Annotated in this window: 18 protein-coding genes and 1 tRNA gene; 16 read left to right on the forward strand and 3 right to left on the reverse strand. The window is 71.6% G+C overall.

Translation table 11 applies throughout. From position 1 onward, the window contains the following. Positions 1–94: 94 nt before the first annotated feature. The gene (locus tag IG94_RS0123600; RefSeq protein ID WP_031040579.1) at positions 95–559 is read right to left on the reverse strand and encodes a GatB/YqeY domain-containing protein; all 465 of its coding nucleotides are present in this window, start codon (positions 557–559) and stop codon (positions 95–97) included. A gap of 275 nt (positions 560–834) precedes the next feature. Here IG94_RS0123600 and IG94_RS0123605 point away from each other — a divergent pair, with 275 nt between their 5' ends. The 9 genes from IG94_RS0123605 (at position 835) to IG94_RS0123645 (ending at position 9,457) form a co-directional block, all read left to right on the forward strand. Continuing rightward, entirely contained in the window at positions 835–1,764 is a 930-nt protein-coding gene (locus tag IG94_RS0123605; RefSeq protein WP_031040582.1) for a metallophosphoesterase, read from the forward strand. Between the two features lie 157 nt (positions 1,765–1,921). Then, a complete protein-coding gene (locus tag IG94_RS0123610; protein WP_031040584.1) occupies positions 1,922–2,680 on the forward strand; it encodes a Pr6Pr family membrane protein in 759 nt (252 codons plus the stop codon). A 67-nt stretch (positions 2,681–2,747) separates the two neighbouring features. Then, positions 2,748–2,821: transfer RNA gene (locus tag IG94_RS0123615), tRNA-Pro, on the forward strand. Between the two features lie 230 nt (positions 2,822–3,051). Beyond that, positions 3,052–3,669, forward strand: coding sequence for a hypothetical protein (locus tag IG94_RS0123620; RefSeq protein ID WP_052410821.1), 618 nt, complete (start codon positions 3,052–3,054; stop codon positions 3,667–3,669). A 63-nt stretch (positions 3,670–3,732) separates the two neighbouring features. Further along, the gene (locus IG94_RS0123625) at positions 3,733–4,500 is read left to right on the forward strand and encodes an SDR family NAD(P)-dependent oxidoreductase (RefSeq protein WP_031040589.1); all 768 of its coding nucleotides are present in this window, start codon (positions 3,733–3,735) and stop codon (positions 4,498–4,500) included. Between the two features lie 538 nt (positions 4,501–5,038). Continuing rightward, a complete protein-coding gene (locus IG94_RS40725) occupies positions 5,039–5,173 on the forward strand; it encodes a DUF397 domain-containing protein (protein WP_224326506.1) in 135 nt (44 codons plus the stop codon). A 208-nt stretch (positions 5,174–5,381) separates the two neighbouring features. Then, on the forward strand, positions 5,382–6,095 hold the full coding sequence (locus IG94_RS0123635) for a hypothetical protein (RefSeq protein ID WP_052410822.1): 714 nt from the start codon (positions 5,382–5,384) through the stop codon (positions 6,093–6,095). Positions 6,096–6,292: 197 nt separating this feature from the next. After that, positions 6,293–8,473, forward strand: coding sequence for a toll/interleukin-1 receptor domain-containing protein (locus IG94_RS0123640; protein WP_031040597.1), 2,181 nt, complete (start codon positions 6,293–6,295; stop codon positions 8,471–8,473). Positions 8,474–8,752: 279 nt separating this feature from the next. Next, a complete protein-coding gene (locus IG94_RS0123645) occupies positions 8,753–9,457 on the forward strand; it encodes a nucleotidyltransferase domain-containing protein (protein WP_031040600.1) in 705 nt (234 codons plus the stop codon). 217 nt (positions 9,458–9,674) lie between these two features. Here the strand turns inward: IG94_RS0123645 and IG94_RS39725 are convergent, their stop codons facing one another. Both IG94_RS39725 and IG94_RS0123655 read right to left on the reverse strand, forming a co-directional pair. Beyond that, on the reverse strand, positions 9,675–10,850 hold the full coding sequence (locus IG94_RS39725) for an ABC transporter permease (RefSeq protein ID WP_052410823.1): 1,176 nt from the start codon (positions 10,848–10,850) through the stop codon (positions 9,675–9,677). Continuing rightward, a complete protein-coding gene (locus IG94_RS0123655) occupies positions 10,847–11,830 on the reverse strand; it encodes an ABC transporter ATP-binding protein (protein ID WP_063741515.1) in 984 nt (327 codons plus the stop codon). The genes IG94_RS39725 and IG94_RS0123655 overlap by 4 nt, the downstream gene beginning before the upstream one ends. A gap of 123 nt (positions 11,831–11,953) precedes the next feature. On the opposite strand from IG94_RS0123655, the gene IG94_RS0123660 reads away from it, so the two are divergent. From IG94_RS0123660 to IG94_RS38825, 7 genes are all read left to right on the forward strand, one after another. Then, positions 11,954–12,460: a hypothetical protein gene (locus IG94_RS0123660; protein WP_051159658.1), complete on the forward strand. Its 507-nt coding sequence runs from the start codon at positions 11,954–11,956 to the stop codon at positions 12,458–12,460. Continuing rightward, a complete protein-coding gene (locus tag IG94_RS0123665) occupies positions 12,460–12,768 on the forward strand; it encodes a transcriptional regulator (RefSeq protein ID WP_031040612.1) in 309 nt (102 codons plus the stop codon). Before IG94_RS0123660 ends, IG94_RS0123665 begins: the two co-directional genes overlap by 1 nt. A 316-nt stretch (positions 12,769–13,084) precedes the next feature. Then, a complete protein-coding gene (locus IG94_RS0123670; protein WP_031040615.1) occupies positions 13,085–14,002 on the forward strand; it encodes an ATP-binding cassette domain-containing protein in 918 nt (305 codons plus the stop codon). Beyond that, entirely contained in the window at positions 14,002–14,763 is a 762-nt protein-coding gene (locus IG94_RS0123675) for an ABC transporter permease (protein WP_031040619.1), read from the forward strand. The genes IG94_RS0123670 and IG94_RS0123675 overlap by 1 nt, the downstream gene beginning before the upstream one ends. A 240-nt stretch (positions 14,764–15,003) precedes the next feature. Then, positions 15,004–15,168 (forward strand): plantaricin C family lantibiotic, encoded by a 165-nt coding sequence (locus IG94_RS0123680; protein WP_031040624.1) that lies wholly within the window; start codon positions 15,004–15,006, stop codon positions 15,166–15,168. A gap of 34 nt (positions 15,169–15,202) precedes the next feature. Further along, the gene (locus tag IG94_RS42930; RefSeq protein WP_169752384.1) at positions 15,203–15,367 is read left to right on the forward strand and encodes a class II lanthipeptide, LchA2/BrtA2 family; all 165 of its coding nucleotides are present in this window, start codon (positions 15,203–15,205) and stop codon (positions 15,365–15,367) included. A gap of 169 nt (positions 15,368–15,536) precedes the next feature. Further along, positions 15,537–18,575, forward strand: a complete 3,039-nt coding sequence (locus IG94_RS38825; protein ID WP_043484380.1) for a type 2 lanthipeptide synthetase LanM family protein — start codon at positions 15,537–15,539, stop codon at positions 18,573–18,575. Positions 18,576–18,577 lie beyond the last annotated feature (2 nt).

Below are 18,577 nucleotides of genomic sequence, written 5' to 3' on the forward strand. Positions count from 1 at the left end.
GTGACCGGGTGACCGGGTAGGCATAAACGGGTGAGGGCCCGCTCCGCACATCGTGCGGAGCGGGCCCTCGCCCGTTCTCGGGGACCGGGACGGCTCAGCCGGCCAGCTGCTTCTTGACCAGCGCGGCGACCCGGCCGCCCTCGGCCTGCCCGGCCACCTTCGGGTTCACGATCTTCATCACGGCGCCCATCGCCCGCGGCCCCTCGGCGCCGGCCGCCTTCGCCTCCTCGACGGCCTGCGCGACGATCGCGGTCAGCTCGTCGTCGGACAGCTGCTTGGGCAGGTAGGCGGCGAGCACCTCGCCCTCCGCCTTCTCCCGCTCCGCGCTCTCGGGGCGGCCGCCCTGGGCGAAGGCCTCGGCGGCCTCACGGCGCTTCTTCGCCTCGCGGGTGATCACCTTCTGCACCTCGTCGTCGGAGAGCTCCCGCTTCTTCTTCCCCGCGACCTCCTCCTTGGTGATCGCGGCGAGCGTCAGCCGGAGCGTCGAGGAACGCAGCTCGTCCCGCTCCTTGATCGCGGCGTTGAGGTCGTCGTGCAGCTTCGACTTGAGCGTGGTCATGGACCTGATTGTCGCAGGTACGGGAAGAGGAACGCGCGTCGATTTGCCGCACCGCCGGGGACCCGGCCCACGCCCGCATCGCGGCGGCGGCCCGACACAGGGCCGCGACGGAGCCACCACCGGTCCCACGGCCCGACGGCCGACCGACGGCGGACCGACGGCAGACCGACGGCAGACCGACGGCGGACCGACGGCGGACTGCCGCCGTTCGACCGCGGGCTGCCGCCGCCCGACCGCGGTCGGCCCCCGCCCTCCGCTTCTGACACGATGGACGCATGCGCGCGCGATACGGAGTACCCCTGTCCATCACGGCGGTTGGCGCCGCCGGTCTGGCCTACGCGGCGGGGTTCGAGGCCCGTTCCTTCCGCCTCCGACGGGTGACGGTCCCCGCCCTGCCCTCCGGTATGCGGCCGCTGCGCGTGCTCCAGGTCTCCGACATCCACATGGTCGGCGGCCAGCGCAAGAAGCAGCGCTGGCTGCGCTCGCTGGCCGGGCTGCGCCCCGACTTCGTGATCAACACCGGCGACAACCTGTCCGACCCGGAGGGCGTCCCCGAGGTCCTGGACGCCCTGGGCCCCCTGATGGAGTTCCCGGGCGCCTACGTCTTCGGCTCCAACGACTACTACGGCCCGAAGCCGCGCAACCCCGCCCGCTACCTGCTGGAGAAGGTCCAGGGTCGCCACGGCCTGAACGGCAACGCGCCCGTCGTGGACGCCGTCCACAACCCGTGGGAGGACCTGCGCGACGGCTTCGACGCCGCGGGCTGGCAGAACCTCACGAACACCCGCGGCACTCTCAAGATCGAGGGCGTGTCGGTCGAGCTGACGGGACTGGACGACCCGCACATCAAGCGCGACCGGTACGCCGAGGTGGCGGGCGGCCCGTCCGGCGCGGCGGACTTCTCGATGGGCGTGGTCCACGCACCGTACCTGCGCGTCCTGGACGCCTACGCGGCCGACGCCTACCCCCTGATCCTGGCCGGCCACACCCACGGCGGCCAGCTGTGCATCCCGTTCTACGGCGCCCTGGTCACCAACTGCGACCTGGACACGGACCGCGTGAAGGGCCTGTCCACGCACACGGCGGAGGGCCGTACGTCCTACCTCCACGTCTCGGCGGGCTGCGGCACCAGCCGCTACACCCCGGTCCGCTTCGCCTGCCCCCCGGAGGCGACGCTGCTGACCCTGGTGGGCCGGGACCACTGACGCCGGAGGGCCGGGCCGCCTGCGAGCGGGCGGTCCGCGGTACGGCGTACGCGGGTGCTGTACGGCGTACGCGGGGAGGGCGACAGCGGGCCGGGCCGCGTAACCCACACGGCCTACCCACATCGCCCGCTATGTCCGGTATGCCTACCGTGAGGCCATGACAGCCCCGACGTCGCCGATACCCAGGGACCTCCCGGACCTCCCCCCGATCCCGGGCCGCGCCGCCCTGCTGCCCACCGTGGTCCCGCCCCGAGCGGTGCTGCTCCCCGTACGCCGCCGCCCGGTCGCGGCCTTCCGGACCCTCATCGCCCTGCTGGCCCTGACCGGAGTGGCGCTGGAGCTGACCGCGGGCGGCCCGGTGGCCGACACCCTGAGCAACTTCACGATCCTGAGCGGCATCCTGCTGGCGCTGGTGATGCTGGCCTCCGCGCAGTGCGCGTGGTCCGCCCACCACCCCCTGCCGGCCTCCCTCACCGGCGCGACCCTCTTCTACGTCGTCGCGGCCGCCCTCGTCCACCACGCCCTCCTGGCCAACCCGACGAGCCCCTTCGCCCTCGGGGGCAGCGCCGGCACGGGCTGGCAGACCGCCGCGACCCACATCCTGCACACGGCGGTGCCGGTGGCCGCGGCCCTGGACTGGTTCCTCTTCACCATCCCCGGCCAACTGCGTCAACGCCAAGCCCCCGGCTGGCTCCTCTATCCCCTGGCCTACCTGGCCTTCTCCCTGGCCCGCGGCGAGCTCCTCCCGCCCGGCACGCAGGCCCACTACCTCTACCCCTTCCTGGACGTCGACCAGCACGGTTACAAGAGCGTCCTCGGCAACGCCCTCCTCATCGGCCTCGCCCTCTACGCCGTGGCCGCCCTCCTCGTGGCCCTCGACCACATCCGCCCCACCCTGCTCCGCGGCCGCCGCTGAATCGGATTTCGTCTCCGGCGACCGGTGGGCTAAAGTAAACGACGTCGCCGCGACGAGCAGCGACAATCGGGGTGTGGCGCAGCTTGGTAGCGCGCTTCGTTCGGGACGAAGAGGTCGTGGGTTCAAATCCCGCCACCCCGACAGAGAAACACCAGGTCAGGTCCGGTTCTGAGAGATCAGAGCCGGGCCTGTTCTGCTTTGCGTCCCGGTTTTGGGAGCCAACTGGGTGTGATCTTCGGGATCCGGCTCCCGGTGACTCCCCAGGGAGCGGCCTTCTGCCTCTTCTCGGCTCGGGCGTACGCATCGCGCCCCGGTTAACTCTGTACCTGCTTGATAGTCCGGAGGACTGTGTGGGAACCGAGCTTGGGCCGATGGCCATCGCGCGTCGCAGCGGCGATGAGTTGATACACGCCAACGGCAGGACGGTGGGCAAGCTCGCCGACTTCTGGAGTTGGGCGTGCTCCGACCTGACCAGCAACACCATGCGAGGCGTGCTGGCCGAGTACCTCGTGGCCACCGCGCTGGGCGCTGCCACGGGTACCCGTACCGAATGGGACGCGGTTGACATCCGTACGCCCCAGAACTGGCGTATCGAGGTGAAGTCAACGGCCTACCTACAGTCGTGGGCACAGTCGCAGACGTCGAGAGTCTCCTTCGGCATCGCGCCCGCCTCCGGTTGGGACGCCCGGACCGACATCACTTCAGCCGATGTACTGCGCAGCGCGGACGTGTACGTGTTCTGCCTTCTGCATCACCGGGAGAAGCAGACCCTAGATCCTCTGGACCTTGGCCAGTGGACCTTCTATGTCCTGCCCACTCACGTCTTGGACGAGCGTTGTCGGCTTCAGAAGACCATCACCTTGGCCAGCCTTGAGAGCCTCAAACCGTTGAAGACCGGTTTCGTCGGCCTCCCGGAAGCCGTCTCAGCCTGCGCCGGACCCTCTCTGCCGGCCTCGGGTGAGACGTCCCGCTTCGTTGGGTCAGCATGAGTGGGCACGACAGGAGAACCACCCCCACGTGACCAGTACTAACCCCCCACGTCCGCTGAGAAGATCGCGCTCGTCACAGGAGGCAACCGCGGCATCGGTCGCGCCACGGTCGAGGCGTTGGCCGCCGACGGCGTCGATGTCGTGTTCACCTACCGCTCGCACGAGGACGAGGCCGAGCAGACCGTCGATGCCGTGGCCGCCGTCGGCCGGAGGGCCACGGCGATCCGGCTCGACGCCGCCGACACTGCTTCCCATCCCTCGTTCACCGCGGCCCTGGCTGAGGTCCTGCGGGCGGAGTGGGGCCGGGGCACGTTCGACATCCTGGTCAACAACGCCGGCTTCTCCGGCGACAGTCCTCTGGGCGCTACCGAAGAGAGCGTCATCGATCAGCTCTACCAGGTCCACTTCAAGGGCGTCTACCTGCTCACCCAGGCCCTTGCCACCGCGTCCGAGGGCTCCGAGCCGCTGCTCGCCGACGGCGGCAGGATCATCAACTTCTCCTCCTGCCTCTCGCGGATCGTCACCGCGCCGTTCTCGGTCTACTCGGCGTTGAAGGGCGCGGTCGAGGTCTTGACCCGCTACTGGGCCGTCGAACTCGGCGGGCGCGGCATCACTGTCAACACCATCGCCCCCGGCCCGGCGGCCACCGACTTCGCCGGCGGTTACCTGCGGATCAGCGAGGAGTACCAGAAGGCCATGAGCGACATGTCGGCTCTGGGCCGGGTCGCCGCCGCCGACGACATCGGCCCGGCCGTGACGGCTCTGGTGAGTGCCGCCACACAGTGGATCACTGCCCAGCGCATTGAGGTCAGCGGAGGAATCCACCTCTGACCCGTCCGTACGGTTCTCGGGTCCGGCTCCGCAGCGCCCCCGGTCCTGTCGGTCACCTCGCGCGCGAGACGCAGCACCGCGTAGACGGCCTTGCCGCCCGAGGGATGCCGGTACGAGTCCCAGCGCTCGCTCGACAGCGCCACCACCGGCAGGCCCCGGCCGTTCTCGGCGTCCGCGTCGGGCGTGCGCATCCGGGGCAGCGTCCGGCTGGTGTCCCAGACCTCGACCGTCAGCGTCCGTTCGCACACGCGCAACCGCACCGCGACCGACGGCAGCGTCTCGCGCTCGCCACGGCCCGGCTCGGCCTTCGGGGTGCCGCCGGCCTCCACGGCGTTGGTCGACAGCTCGGATGCGATCAGCGCCGCGAGCTCGCCCAGGTACTCAAGTCCCCAGTCGCTGAGGACGTTCGACGCGAACCGCCCGCCCAACGGCACCGCCCCGGGCTCAGCGGCGTGACGGATCACGAGGGTCAAGGGTCGGTCCTCCCAGTCGATCAGGTCCACCGACTCGGCCGTGACTGCTCACGGAGGGGCAGTGCATAGAGGTCGCCGCCCTGCCCGCCTCGACAGCCGGCCGCGACAGCGAAGTCCCCGGCAGCCCTGTGCTCCTGTTCACCCGCGACGGGTGGCGGGACTTCGTCGGAGCCGTCAGTCGTCGCGCGTTCCGCGGCTGACGCCGGCTCTCGCTTGCACGCCCAACTGACCCGCGTTGCGCCTAAGGTGGCGTGGTCACGTTCGCCGGTGCGGAGCAGGACGAGCGCCGGAGAGCGGGAGACGGCCGTCGTGTCGGGGGCGTGGGCCGGCGGATGGGACGTAACGGAGCGTCAGCGGGACGAGGGGAAGCCGGTGGCCAGGTGGGGTGGGCGTGAGGGTGGTAACGCGGTGCGCGTCGCCCTGCGTGCGGTGCTGGCCGGGGTCTCGGGCAGCGTGGTCGGAATCGCCGCGTACGCGATCAGCCAGACCGGCGGGCAGCGGCTGTCGGTCATCGTGGGGTGCCTCATCGGCGTCGCCGTGGCCCTCGGTCTGGAGCTGTACCGCAGGTCCGCCCAGCTGACCGAGGTCCGTCTCGTCCTCCTCGGCAACGAGATGTCGTTCACCACCAAGACGGACATGCGGCAGGCCGCTCAGCGGATGTTCTTCCAAGCCGCCACCCGGGTCGCCACTCGTCCGCTGGAGGACGGCAGCGGGAACCTGCGCGAGGCCCTGACCTCGCTCAAGACGCTGTTCGACCTCTACCGGGAGCCACTGGAGGGCCACACGACGCCTCCTCCCCCGGCCAAGGGGGACTCGGTGTACGAACTGGTGCTGGACATCCTCAACTTCGAGCTCGCCCCGTTCCTGGCCGCCTGGCACCCCAGTCTCGCGGACTTCGAAGCCCGCCATCCCGAGCGGGACGAGTCCGAGTGGCCGCAGAACGCCGCGTTCCGCGCGGAGCTGCGCCAGTTGCAGGAGCGGCTGCGGCCGTACGTGATCGGGCTGGGGGAGATCGCCGGCATCCGGGATCCGGAGCGGCACCTGCGTCCTTCGGGGCGCTCCGCTCAGAGCCGTCCTGCGGTCCCGCAGCAGGACGGGGCACGACCCGGCACGCGGGAATGACGCCGCGCTCGGCGGCCTCGCGCGGTGAGCGCGGTGAGCCTGGTGTCGCATGATGGCAAGGTGACGATCTCTGTCGTGCGGACACCTGGTGGGCCGGTCCCGGACCACCACGCCATTTACGCCCCCCCCCAGCGATTTTCCGACTGTCGTGAGGGAGGGGACAGCCTGTCGACCGCGGTCCCCCCGAGGAGGCGGACATGAGTACGCCCGACGCCTCGGCACCGGGAGCCGCGGAGGCACCGGGAGCACCGGGAGCACCGGGATGGGACGTCTTCGTCAGTTACAGCCGGTCCGACGCCGGCCGGGTCGGGGCGCTGGTGTCCGCGCTGCGCGCACGTGACCTGCGCGTCTTCGTCGACGACACGGCCGTGGACGACTTCGCGTCCATCACCGCCACCGTCACAGAAGCGCTGGCCCACTCCCGCATACTGCTCGCCCTGTACTCGGCCGACTACCCGCAGCGGCGCGCGTGCCAGTGGGAGCTGACCTACGCGTACCTGGCCGGACAGCGCGAGGGCGATCCTCGTCGGCGCATCCTGGTGCTGAACCCCGAGCCCGCTTCCGACCACGTGCACCCGGTCGAACTGCGAGACGCCCGGCACTGGCCCTGGCCCACCGCCCCGGAGCTGCTCGACCGTCTCGCCGCGCGCGTGGCCGGCCACGTGGACACCGTCGCCACGTTCATGGGAGAGGCGGCGGACGCGTCCGTCGTTCCGTGGCTGCCCGCGCCGGCCCGTACGGGTTCGTTCCGCTTCACCGCCCGGCTGCCCGAGCAGTGGCACATCCACACGGCCCTGCACCGTCACCGTGCTCCGCTGGTCGACCGGACCGGCGGGGGACGCGGCGCGCAACTGCGCGGCATGCCGGGGCTGGGGAAGTCGTTGCTGGCCCAGGAATACGCCCTCCACTTCAGTTCGGCCTTTCCGGGCGGCGTCTTCTGGTTCGACCTGCACCGGTACGAGGGACAGCCCGCGGAAGCGATGCGGTCGTACGCGGAGCAGGTCTCCACTGTGCTGGCGGCCCTGCGGGTCACCGCGTCGGCCTCCTCACTGCCCGGCCTGCTCAGCCACCTCGCCATCGCGCTGGGAGAACGCGGTCTGCCCTGCCTGTGGGTGGTCGACGGCGTCCCCGACGGACTCGCCACGGACCAGCTCACTCTGCTGCGCGGCCCGCACCTGCTCACGGCCACCCTGATCACAACGCGGTCCCTGCGGTACACGGACTTCGCCGAGTGCGTCGACATGGCTCCGTTGTCGGACGCCGACGGCTACCACCTCCTCACCTCCCGTCGCGTACCCGGCGACGAACCGGAGCAGGCCGCCGCTCTCGCGCTCGTCCGTGATGTCGGCGGGCACCCGGAGGCGCTGGATCTTCTCGCCGACCTCGCCGACCTCACCGTCACCGGTGACTTCGCCGGCCTGCGCAACCGGTTGCACGCCCACGGCCCGGACGTACTGGCCACCCGCCGGCCGGTGTCCGCCACCGGTGCGCCGGCCCGGCGTCCCCTCTCGACTGCCTTGCTGCCGCGTCCCCTCCTCAGTGCGGACCCGGCCGACGACGTCCTGCGGCTGCTCGCCCTCGCCTGCCCGGCACCGTTGTCCCAGACAACCCTGGAGAACGTCCTGTCCGCCATCGGCCCCTACGACCCGTGGGACGTGGGACCCCTCGTCGCGGAGGCCGTGGAGGCCCTTCGCGGCTCCGGTGCACTGCGCCACGCATCGCCCGACCGGTCGTGGACCGTCCATCCGCTGCTCGCCCGGGCCGTACACCGCCACGACACGGACGTGGCCCGCCAGGAAGACCTCCGTCGTGGCCTCCTGCACACGCTCGTTCCGGGCACTTTCGCTCGGGGCTCGGTTCCGACCGGGATCGCTACGGCGAGTGCCCGCACAGCCGAACTCGCGCCCGATGCCTCCGTCGGTACCCGCCCCAGCCCGCTGGAACGAGCAGCGGCCTTCGACCTCCAGGTCGAGCTGGTCACCCGAGTCGGAGTCCAGCCGCTCCCCCGGGACCACGGATCCCTGCGAGAAGCACTGACCTCACTCCACTCACTGTTCGCCACGACACGCGACCTGCTGCACCGAGTCGCGACCGAAACAGCCACCACAGCCACCCCTCTGACCTTCCCCGCCATCGCCGCGCGGCTGACCAACACCCATCTGCGTCCCTTCCTCACCACATGGCACCCGGCACTCCAGGAACACGAAGCGACTCGACCACCAGACGTCAGCCCCGTCGAGCACGAGAGGAGCTGGAAGCGCTCCCCCGAGATGCGTGCGGACCTGGCCGGGCTGCGAGGACCACTCGCATCTGTCGCCGAGGAACTCGCGGCCCTGTGCGGCGTCGATCTCCTGACGCCTTCTTCACCACCCGAGTGAGTTGCCGTCGGAGGGCCGTACGATCGCCTGCGAGCCCGTTGGCAACCCGTACCGGCCATCAACGCTTTCGCAGAGGTCGGTGCCACCCCCACGGCTCGGCCGCACCGGAGACACCAGGTCAGGGGCCTGATCCGCAGTGCGGGTCGGGTCCCTGAGGTGTTTCCTGGGGCCTTTGAGAGCCGGTAGGGAGGCGGCTGCCGGGGGATGCGGGGTGGCAGGGCGGGGTGGGGGAGAGAAAGCACGTGGCGTGCGACGGGGCGCAGCGGTGATAGTTGGCGTATGGATGGGATCGATGCCGCGCGCGCCGTTGTAGAGAAGCAGCACCCCGAAGCGCGTACCGCGTTCCTGGGCGGCAGTGTCGCCACCGGTCGCGGTACGGCGACGTCGGACCTCGACATCGTGGTGCTGCTCCACGGGGCGCCGGCCCCCTACCGGGAGAGCCTCCAGTACGCCGGCTGGCCGGTGGAGATGTTCGTGCACACCGAGGCGACGTGGCACGCCTACATCGATCGGGAGCTGCCCACGCGCCGGTCGCCGCTGCTGTGGATGTGTGCCGCCGGGCTGGTGCTCTTCGACACCGACGGGCTCGGGGCGCGGCTCGCCGCACACGCCCGGAAGCTGACCGACGCCGGACCGCCCCCGGTGCCGGCGGAGGAGATCGACGACCACCGCTACGCGATCACCGACCTCCTCGACGACCTCGCGGGGAGCACCGACCGGAGCGAGCGGCTGTTCATCGCGGGCGAGCTGGTCCGCCGGACCGGGGAGTTGGCGCTGGCGGCTGCCGGGTCCTGGGGCGGTGGTGGGAAGTGGCTGGCACGTCGCCTCGAGACGGCCGTGCCGGGGCTCGGTGCACGCCTCCACCACGGACTGCAGGAGGTTCTGAGCGGGAGGGTGGAGCCTCTCGTGGCCGTCGTCGACGAGGTGCTCGGGCAGGTCGGCGGCCGGTTGTGGGTCGGCTACAAGCGTGCTGGCATCGCTTGAACCCTCAGCCCTCTCGCCTTCGGGTGGAAGCAGCCCCGTGCCGGGTCCGGTTCGCGTCTCGTGGACGCCGGCGACCGGGCACGATCGGCCGGTTTGTTCGAAGGCCGCGGCGCGCGCCGTGCCGGTCAGTGCCTCAGCGGCGGTGTACGGCGGGTGGGCGCGCTGCACGGTCCCGGGCGGTGCGACCGTGGTCGTACCGCCCGGGACCTGCGGCGGCCTACGCGGCCAGGGCCTGGCGCCAGCGCACCGGGGCGCCCACCCTGAGGACCGAGTTGCTGTAGATGCGGGCGGCGAGGGTGATGCAGCAGACCGTGGCCGCCAGCAGGAGTGCGGCGGCGATCAGTTGCTCGGGAAGGTTGGCCGTGCCGACCGACGCCTTGAGCGGCATCAGGAGGCCGGAGAAGGGCGGGATGTACTGCACGACCGAGATCCAGGACGCGGAGAGGTCGGTGGCGGCTGCCGTCGCCGTGCCGACCGGGGCGAGGGCGAGCAGCATCACCGGGGTGAGTACGCCCTGCAGGTCCTCGGGGCGCGACACCAGGGAGCCGGCCGCCGCGTACAGCGAGGCGAACAGGGCGAACGTCAGCAGGAACCAGAGCACCGTCACCACCAGGGCCTGCGCTCCCGGCAGTTCCGTGCTCGTGTCGGACACCAGTGCCTGTCCGCAGACGACGGCGCCCAGCATCGTCGCCACCTGCACCATGCCGGCCGTGATGATGCCGGCGACCTTGCCCATGAGGAGCTCCAGCGGCGTGAGCGTGGCCAGCAGCACCTCGACCACCCGGGTCGACTTCTCCTCGACCACGCCCTGGGCGATCACCGACCCCTGATTCACGATCTGCGTGAACAGCACGATGATCAGCGTCGCCGCGGCGCCCAACTGGAGGGTGCCGACGGACTTTCCGACCGTCACGGTGGTGAGTTCGGCGGCGGCGGTGTCCCGTTCCAGGCGTTGCAGGTCCACGTCCTGCCGGAGCAGGGCCTGGTGGCCGGCCCACGACGTGGCGAGTGCCTCGGCTCCCGCCTTCGCCTGGTCGCCGGTGTCGGCGCGTGAGAGGAGGGTGGCGCGGTTGCCGGTGACGACCACGGCGGCGTCCGCGTCCTTGTTCTCGACGAGCTTTCGGCCGTCGGTCATGCCGTCGCAGGACGTGACCCGTATGCCGGGAGGGGCGGTGCCGGTCGACTCGGCCGGCGCGCCGCACACCGCCACCGTCGAGTCGCCGGTGCCGCCCAGCATGCTGAAGCCCATGACCAGGCCGAAGGTGACGAGGGAGAGCAGGGCGAGGCCGACGACGTAGCCCCGGGTGCACATGCGTGCGCGCAGCTCGCGGGTGTACACCAGTCGGACACGGGTGGGGCGCAGCGTGTGCTGTCTGGAGCCCGGGCGCTTCATGCGGACACCTTGTCCAGGTCGGAGGTACGAGCCGGGTCGGAGGCCGGGGCGTCCGGCTCTCCACGGTCCGTGGGCGGGTCGTCGGCCGGTTCCACCAGGTCCCGGAACAGCTCGGCGAGGCTGGGCTCGTGCCGCCGCATCTGCCGTATGGTGCCGTGCCGTGCCGCCTGCGCCAGCAGGTCGTTCTCGGTGCGGCCCGCGGCGAGGTCGACCAGGACGCCCTGTTCGTGGGCCCGGTGGGCGGCGGCCGCGGCGCAGTCCGCGGGCCAGTCCCCGCCGGCGCCGTCGATCTCGACGTACACCTGTCCGCGCGAGTCCGCGGGGCGCAGCTCCTGGTGCGTGCCGCAGGCCGCGAGGCGCCCGGCGCGCACGATCGCGACCCGGTCGCAGAGCTGCTCGACGAGGTCCAGCTGGTGGCTGGAGAAGAGTACGGGCACGCCCTGCTCCGCCTTGGTGCGCAGGACTTCGCTCATGTCGTCCACCGCGAGGGGGTCCAGGCCCGAGAACGGCTCGTCCAGGAGGAGTACGTCGGGATCGTGGACCAGGGCGGCGGCCAGCTGGACGCGCTGCTGGTTGCCCAGACTGAGCGTGGCGACCCGCTTGTCGCGGTGCTGGGTGATCCGCAGCCGCTCCGTCCAGCGGACCATCGCGTCACGGGCCTCGGCGCGCGAGAGGCCGTGGAGTTCGCCGAGGTAGGTCAGCTGGCGGGCCACCGTCATCTTGGGGTACAGCCCGCGCTCTTCCGGCATGTAGCCGAATCGTTCCGTCTCCGCCCTGGTGACCGGTGCGTCACCCCAGAGCACCCGTCCCTCGTCCGGTTCGAGCACCCCGACGCCGATCCGCATGGCGGTGGTCTTGCCTGCTCCGTTGCCGCCGACGAAGCCGGTTATCTCTCCCGGCCGCACTGCCAACGTCAGCTTTTCCAGCGCCTGTTGGCTGCCAAAGCGCTTCGACAACCCCTCCAGCATCAAGGGTTTCATAGATCCTCCCCGTTCACTGTCACCCCGTGGGTCCGTGCCGGGAGTGTACTTTCCCAACAGGAAACTGTCTGCTACTTTCTCGGTAGGAAAGTACGTCCCTTCGGCAGGAAGGTGCGAGGTCCCATGCCGACCGACGACCAGCACGACGGAAGCGCCGTCGACCAACACGCCCTCACGCCGGCCGACGCCCGGGCCGCACTCGACGACATCCGCACCCGTCGGGAGCAGTCCGGCGCGGCGGAACTCCGCTTCGCCCTGTCGCGTCCGTCCCTGCTGACGGCCGCACTGCTGCTGTTCGTCTCCTTCGCGTCCTTCGACCTGCCCAACCCCTGGGGCGGGGCCGTGCTGCTCCCCGGGCTGCTCCTGGTGGCGCTGCTGGTGCTCCGGCACACGTACGGTGCGCCGGTCCGCAACAGGCCGGGCACCCGGGGCGTGCTGCTGGGGGTGGTCGGCGGGCTCGCCGGCTACGCGGTGTTCCGGGGGCTGGCAGCGGCGCTCTCCGCGGGCGGGGTGCCCACGCCCCACCTCCTGTCCGCGGCCGTGGTGGTCGGCGGCTGCCTGCTGGCGGCGCCCCGGGTCCGCGAGGTCGCCGACGCCCGGCTGCGGGGCCGGGCGGATCGGCGTCGCTGATGGACGCCGACTTCGACGCCTTCCTGCACCCGGCTCCGCGGCTGACGATCGTGGCCCTGCTGGCACCCGCCGACTGGACGGAGTTCGGGTTCATCCGGGACACGATCGGTACGAGTGACTCGGCCCTGTCCAAGCAGTTGTCGGCGCTCGCGGCCGAGGAGTACATCGAAGTACGCAAACAGCCGGCCTCGGCCGGGCGGCGCAAGCTCGCACGGCTCACGCCCAAGGGACGGGAGGCGTTCGCGCGGCACGCGGCGGCGCTGGAGCGGATCGCGGTGACGGCCCGCACCGCTCGGCCGGCCGACTGATCCCTGCGAGAGACGGCTGATTCCCGCGAGAACCGACTGAACCGCGCCAACACCGACTGACCCGCGCAGCAACCCGGTTGGTCCCGCCGCGCCCGTGAGCGTGCGGCGGCGCCGGGCGGGGTCGGCCTGCCCGCGGGCGGCCGGGACCCGCCCGCCCTTCCCGCCCGCTCTTCCCGCCCGCTCTTCCCCGCGAGCGGTGGGGTCCCGCCGCCATGCCCACCGCCCCTCCCCCACCCCCCACATCCCTGTCCCCATCCACCGTCACGTCCCCCGTCACGTCCAGACGAGCAAGGTTCACCACAGGAGACTCACCGCGATGATCGAAGTGCGAGAACTGACCAAGCGGTACGGAAAGGTCCGAGCGGTCGACGGGCTCAGTTTCCGTGTCGAGCCGGGACGGGTCACCGGGTTCCTGGGCCCGAACGGCGCCGGCAAATCGACGACGATCCGCGCGATGGTCGGTCTCGACAGGCCCACCTCGGGCGAGGTCCTCGTCGACGGCAAGCGGTACGAGGACCTGCCCCGGCCCCTCACCACCGTGGGCGCGCTGCTCGACGCCCGCGCGGTGCACGGCGGCCGGAGCGTGCGGGGGCACCTGGCCGGGCTGGCCCGCAGCAACCGGCTGCCGGCACGGCGTGTCGACGAGCTGCTGGAGACGGTCGGGCTCGCGAGCGTGGCGGACAAGCGGGCGAAGGGGCTGTCCCTGGGCATGTCCCAGCGCCTGGGCATCGCCGCCGCCCTGCTCGGCGATCCGCAGACCCTGCTGCTCGACGAACCGGTCAACGGCCTCGACCCGGAGGGCGTGAAGTGGGTCCGCGACCTGGTGAAGCGCGTGGCGGGCGAGGGCCGCGCGGTGCTGATCTCCAGCCACCTGATGAGCGAGATGGCGCTGACCGCCGACCACCTGGTCGTGATCGGCCGGGGAAGGCTCCTCGCCGACACCCCCGCCCACGACTTCATCACCGGCAACTCCCGGTCGTACGTCCTGATCCGCACCCCCGAACCCGAGCGCATGCGCGACCTGTTGGCGGCGCGCGGCGTCCAGGTGGACCACGGGCCCGACGGGTCCCTCGAAGCGGTGGGCACCGACCAGAAGACGGTGGGGACCCTGGCCGCCGAGAGCCGGATCGCCCTCTACGAGGTGACCACGACGACCGCGTCCCTGGAGGACGCCTTCATGCAGTTCACGGCGGATTCCGTCGAGTACCGGGCGGAACAGGGGGCAGCACGGTGATGAGCAGTCTGAACGCGGCCGTCGACTTCGAGTGGTCCAAAGTGCGCACCGTGCGCTCCATGGTGTGGAGCCTCGTGCTGTGCGTCGCCCTCAGCCTCGCCCTCGCGGTGGTGACCGGAGCCGTCGTACGGCGTCAGTACGCGGACGAACCCGCGCCGTCGTCGTTCGATCCCGTCTCCGCCGGGTTCAGCGGACTGCGGCTCGGGATGATCGGTCTCGTGGTCTTCGGGGTGCTGGCCGTCACCAGCGAGTACTCCACGGGAACGATCCGCAGTTCACTGGCCGCGGTTCCGCGGCGCGGGGTGTTCTACGCGGCCAAGATGCTCACCGGGGGGCTCGCCGCCGGTGCGGTGTCCTGCGTCGCCGTGCTCACCAGCTTCTTCCTCGCGCAGGCGACCATGGGGGAAGAGAGCGTGTCGCTCACCGACGACGGTGTGCCGGCCGCGCTGGTCGGCGCCGTGCTCTTCACCACCCTGCTCTGCCTGTTCTCGATGGGCGTCGCCGCTCTCCTGCGCTCCTCGGTGCTCACCATGGGCATCCTGATGCCGCTGTTCTTCACGGTCTCCACGATCCTCACGAACGTCCCCGGCGTGGGCCGGGCCGCGCAGTTCCTGCCGGACCAGGCCGGCGGGCTGGCGCTCTACCGGCACGCGCCCGACGGGTACGTGCTGAACGCGTGGTCCGGGCTCGCGGTCCTCGCGGCGTGGACGGCCGCCGCGCTGGGCGCCGGCTACCTCGCGCTGCGGCGCCGCGACGCCTGACACCGGGAGCGCGTGACGCCCGGGGCGCCCGACACCCCGGGCGTGCGAAGCCCGGGGGCGCCCGAAACCGCGAGCCTGCGAGGCCCGGGTGCGCCGCGCATGCGAACCCTATGCGCGGCCGATGCCCGCATCCCCTCCGACGCGATGCGGGAGTCGAACATCAGTCTCCCAGGATGGGACCAGACGCCGACACGGAAGTCCGGTGCGGCGTTACGACCCATGACACAAGGGAGAACGTTGATGTATCAGGGCGACCTGTCCCTCATCGAAGAGATCGAGGAGCAGGACTTCGACGGCGTCGCGTACGGCGCCTGCACCACGAACACCTTCTCTCTGTCCGACTCGCTGGGCAACCACGGCGGCTGGTGCACCCTCACCAAGGAATGCCAGCCCAACTGCAGCTGAACCCCGCCCAACCGAAACGACGAGAGGGAACACCATGCGTGAGAACCAGAAGGACTTCCTCGGCGCCTACGACGAGGCCGAGCTCATCGAGCTGAGCGAGTCCGACGTGACCGGTGGCACCACCCCGGTCTCCGTCGCGGTGTCGGTGGCGGCCAGCGTCGCCTTCTGCCCGACCACCAAGTGCACCAAGGAGTGCTGATTCTCCTGCCCTCCGGTCAGCGGCGGGTGGGAGCGATCACGCAGAACGTGAGTTCTGCACGGTCGATGTAATCGGCCAGGCGGAATGGACCGAAGCACCCCCAAGGGTCCATTCCGCCTTGTCCTATGGGGGTCAGGGTCACTTCACAGCACGGGCGGAAAGACGGGCCATGAGATCTGCGATCAACTACTACCCGGAGTTCGACGACACCGAGATCGAGGAGACCATCACCCCGCTCGCTGCCTTCGACGACGAGGTCCGCGCGGTCGTCTCCCGTGAGCCGCAGCAGCCCGCCGTGCTGCCCTCCAGGCCCGGGGTCGTCAAGGACTGGACGGCGCGGGCGGAGGAGTATCCGTTCCAGCAGGTGGTCAGGGACATCGCGGCGGGGGCCGCGGACGGCGATCCGCTCGCCGCCTTCCCCGGCCTGTTCGCCGACCGCGACGACGCGCTGACCGAACTCCTCGACCGGGCCGAGGCGCGGATCCGCGAGCTGTACACCCGTCCGCTGGTCGCGGCCGTGAACCACGCCCGTGAGCAGGGCTCCCTGCTGGGAGAGACCCCCCGCGAGCGCTACCGGTACTTCGTCGACGAGGCCGTCCGCGGCTCGGTCGCCTCGGCCGGCGGCCTCGACTTCCCCGTACTGCGGAACCTGACGCCGGTGGTGCTGGCCGGCACCGTCGACTCCGTCGTCGAACTCTGCTCCCGGCTGGTGGCCGACCGTGCGGCGATCCGTGACACCTTCGGCATCGCGGTGGAGGACCGGCTGGTCTCCTTCGGCCGGCCGCAGGGCGACACCCACCACCACGGCCGGGCCGTCTGCATCCTGGCCTTCGAGTCCGGCACCCGCCTGGTCTACAAACCGCGCGACGTGTCCTGCGAGGCCGGCTTCGCCGTGCTCGCGGACGAGTTCAACGCGGCCTTCGGCACCCGTCTCCACGCGGTCACGGCGCTCGCCCGCGACGGCTACGGATACGTGGAGTACGTCGAGACCGAGGACGTCTCCGCGATCTCCGAGCGCTTCCTCTACGAGAGCGGCGAACTTGCCGCCGTGCTCTACCTGCTGAACGCGCGGGACATGCACTTCGAGAACATCGTGCCGACCCGCCGCGGTCCCGTCCCGGTGGACCTGGAGACGGTGCTGCACCCGGAGCGCATCCACGTCGGACCGGTGCCGGAGGCCGACGGGAACGCGTACGGCACGATCGGGCGGTCGGTCTACGGGGTGGGCATCCTGCCGCTGGTGATGGCGGGCCGGCGGGGGGACCAGGGCGGCCACGTCGACCTCGGGTTCCTCGGCGGGCCGGGGCGGGGCGCGTCCCCGTTCAAGCAGATGAGCTTCGACGAGCCGTACACGGACCGGATCCGGCTCTCCCTGAAGGCCCAGGAGGTGTCCGCGCGCCGGACCGTGGTCGGTGAGCGGACCGAGGAGGAGATCCTGCGCCTGGGCCGGAGCATGGCCGACGGCTTCACCCGGACCTACCGGGCGGTCCTCGCGGCACCCGGCACCTGGACCGCGCTCCTGCGCAAGGCCGCCGACGGGCTGCGGATCCGCTACGTCCACAACCCCACCGCGCTCTACTCCCAGACCCTGCGCATGGTCACGGGTCCGAGCGCGCTCGACGACCCGGACACCTACCTCGCGCTGCTCAAGCGGATCGCCATAGCGAGCAAGACCTCGGACCGGACGCTGATCGCCTCGGAGTTGCGGCAGCTGGCCGAGCGCGACGTCCCCTACTTCACCGTCAGCGCCACCGGCACCCGCGTCTGCGACGGGGACGGCCGCGAGGTGGGCGCCGCGTTCGGCTCCTCCCCGCTGGACCTCGCCCTCGACAAGGCGGCCGGCCTCGGCGAGACCGACCTGGGAGAGCAGCTGCGGCTCATCCGTTCGGCGTTCACCGCCCAGTTCCCGGACAACCACCTCACGCCCGCCCGGCCCACCGAGGCCCCTTCCGGCGGCGGTGCGGACTCCGGCGAGCGCGCGGCCCTCACCTCGCTGGCCCGCGAACTCACCGACGGCCTGGTCGAGACCTCGCTGCCCGACCGTTTCGCGCACCTGCCCAGGACCTGGATCGGGCCGCTCGCGTCCGCGGAGGCGGACCGCCCCTGGCCGCCCGGCGTGCTCGGCTACGACCTGTACACCGGCCGGACCGGCATCGCCCTCACGCTCGCCGCGGCCGGACGGGTCCTGGACGACGAGCGCTGCCTGGCCGTGGCCCGGCAGATCTTCTCCGCGACCGGCGAGATCCTGGCCTCGCACCGCTACGAGACCCGGAGCCTCCAGCAGGCCGGATACGCCGGCTACACGGGCATGGCGGGCATCCTGTTCTGCCTCTCGGCGGCGGGCCGGCTCATCGGCGAGGAGGCGTGGGTGAGCGCCGCCCAAGGGGCGGTGCCCCTGGTCCTGGAGCAGATCCGCGCCGTACCGGTGGACGAGCTGCCGCTGGACGTCATCAGCGGCCTCGCCGGCGTGCTGAACTGCTTCGCGGCCGTCGCGGACCCCACCGGAAGCGGAGTCGCGGCCCCCGAGGGGCGCGAGGCCGTCACCGAGGTCGCGCTCCTGCTCACGCGGGCACTCGGGCGGGACGGCGCCCTCGCCCGGTCGGTGCTGGACCAGTCCGGCTTCGCCCACGGCATCAGCGGCGTCGTGCACGCCCTCGGCCGCGCCCACCCCCTGCTGCCGGCGGAGCACCGGGCACCGGTCGGGACGGCGCTGACCGACCTGGTCCGGCGGCTCGACACGTTCTACGACCCCGCCGAGCGGAACTGGTCGTCCCAGCTGTCGCGACGGGGCAGCTTCGCCACCGGCTGGTGCCACGGCGCGACCAGTGTCGCGCTCGCCCTGTCGGGCGCCGCCGGCGTGCTCGGCCACGAGACCGTCGCGGCCCGGCGGGACCAGGCGGTCGAGAACACCCTGCGCCTCGGCTTCGGCCGCAACCTGACCTGGTGCCACGGCGACCTGGGCAACCACGGCGCGCTGCGCTTCATCGCAGGCCCGGACGGGAGTCCGCTCCACGACGAGGTGCGGGAGAAGGAGCGCCAGTGGCTCCGGCCCGAGGTGATGCGGCGCAAGCTGGCCGATCCGGACAGCCGGTACGCGCACACCAACAGCCTGATGGTCGGCAGCGCGGGGCTCGCCCTGCACCTGCTCAACCGGATCGACCCCGGGCTGCGCCTGTGCCCGCTCACCCTCACCGTGGAAGGGCGTTGACC

The organism is Streptomyces olivaceus (genome assembly GCF_000721235.1).
Classification (GTDB): Bacteria; Actinomycetota; Actinomycetes; order Streptomycetales; family Streptomycetaceae; genus Streptomyces; species Streptomyces olivaceus.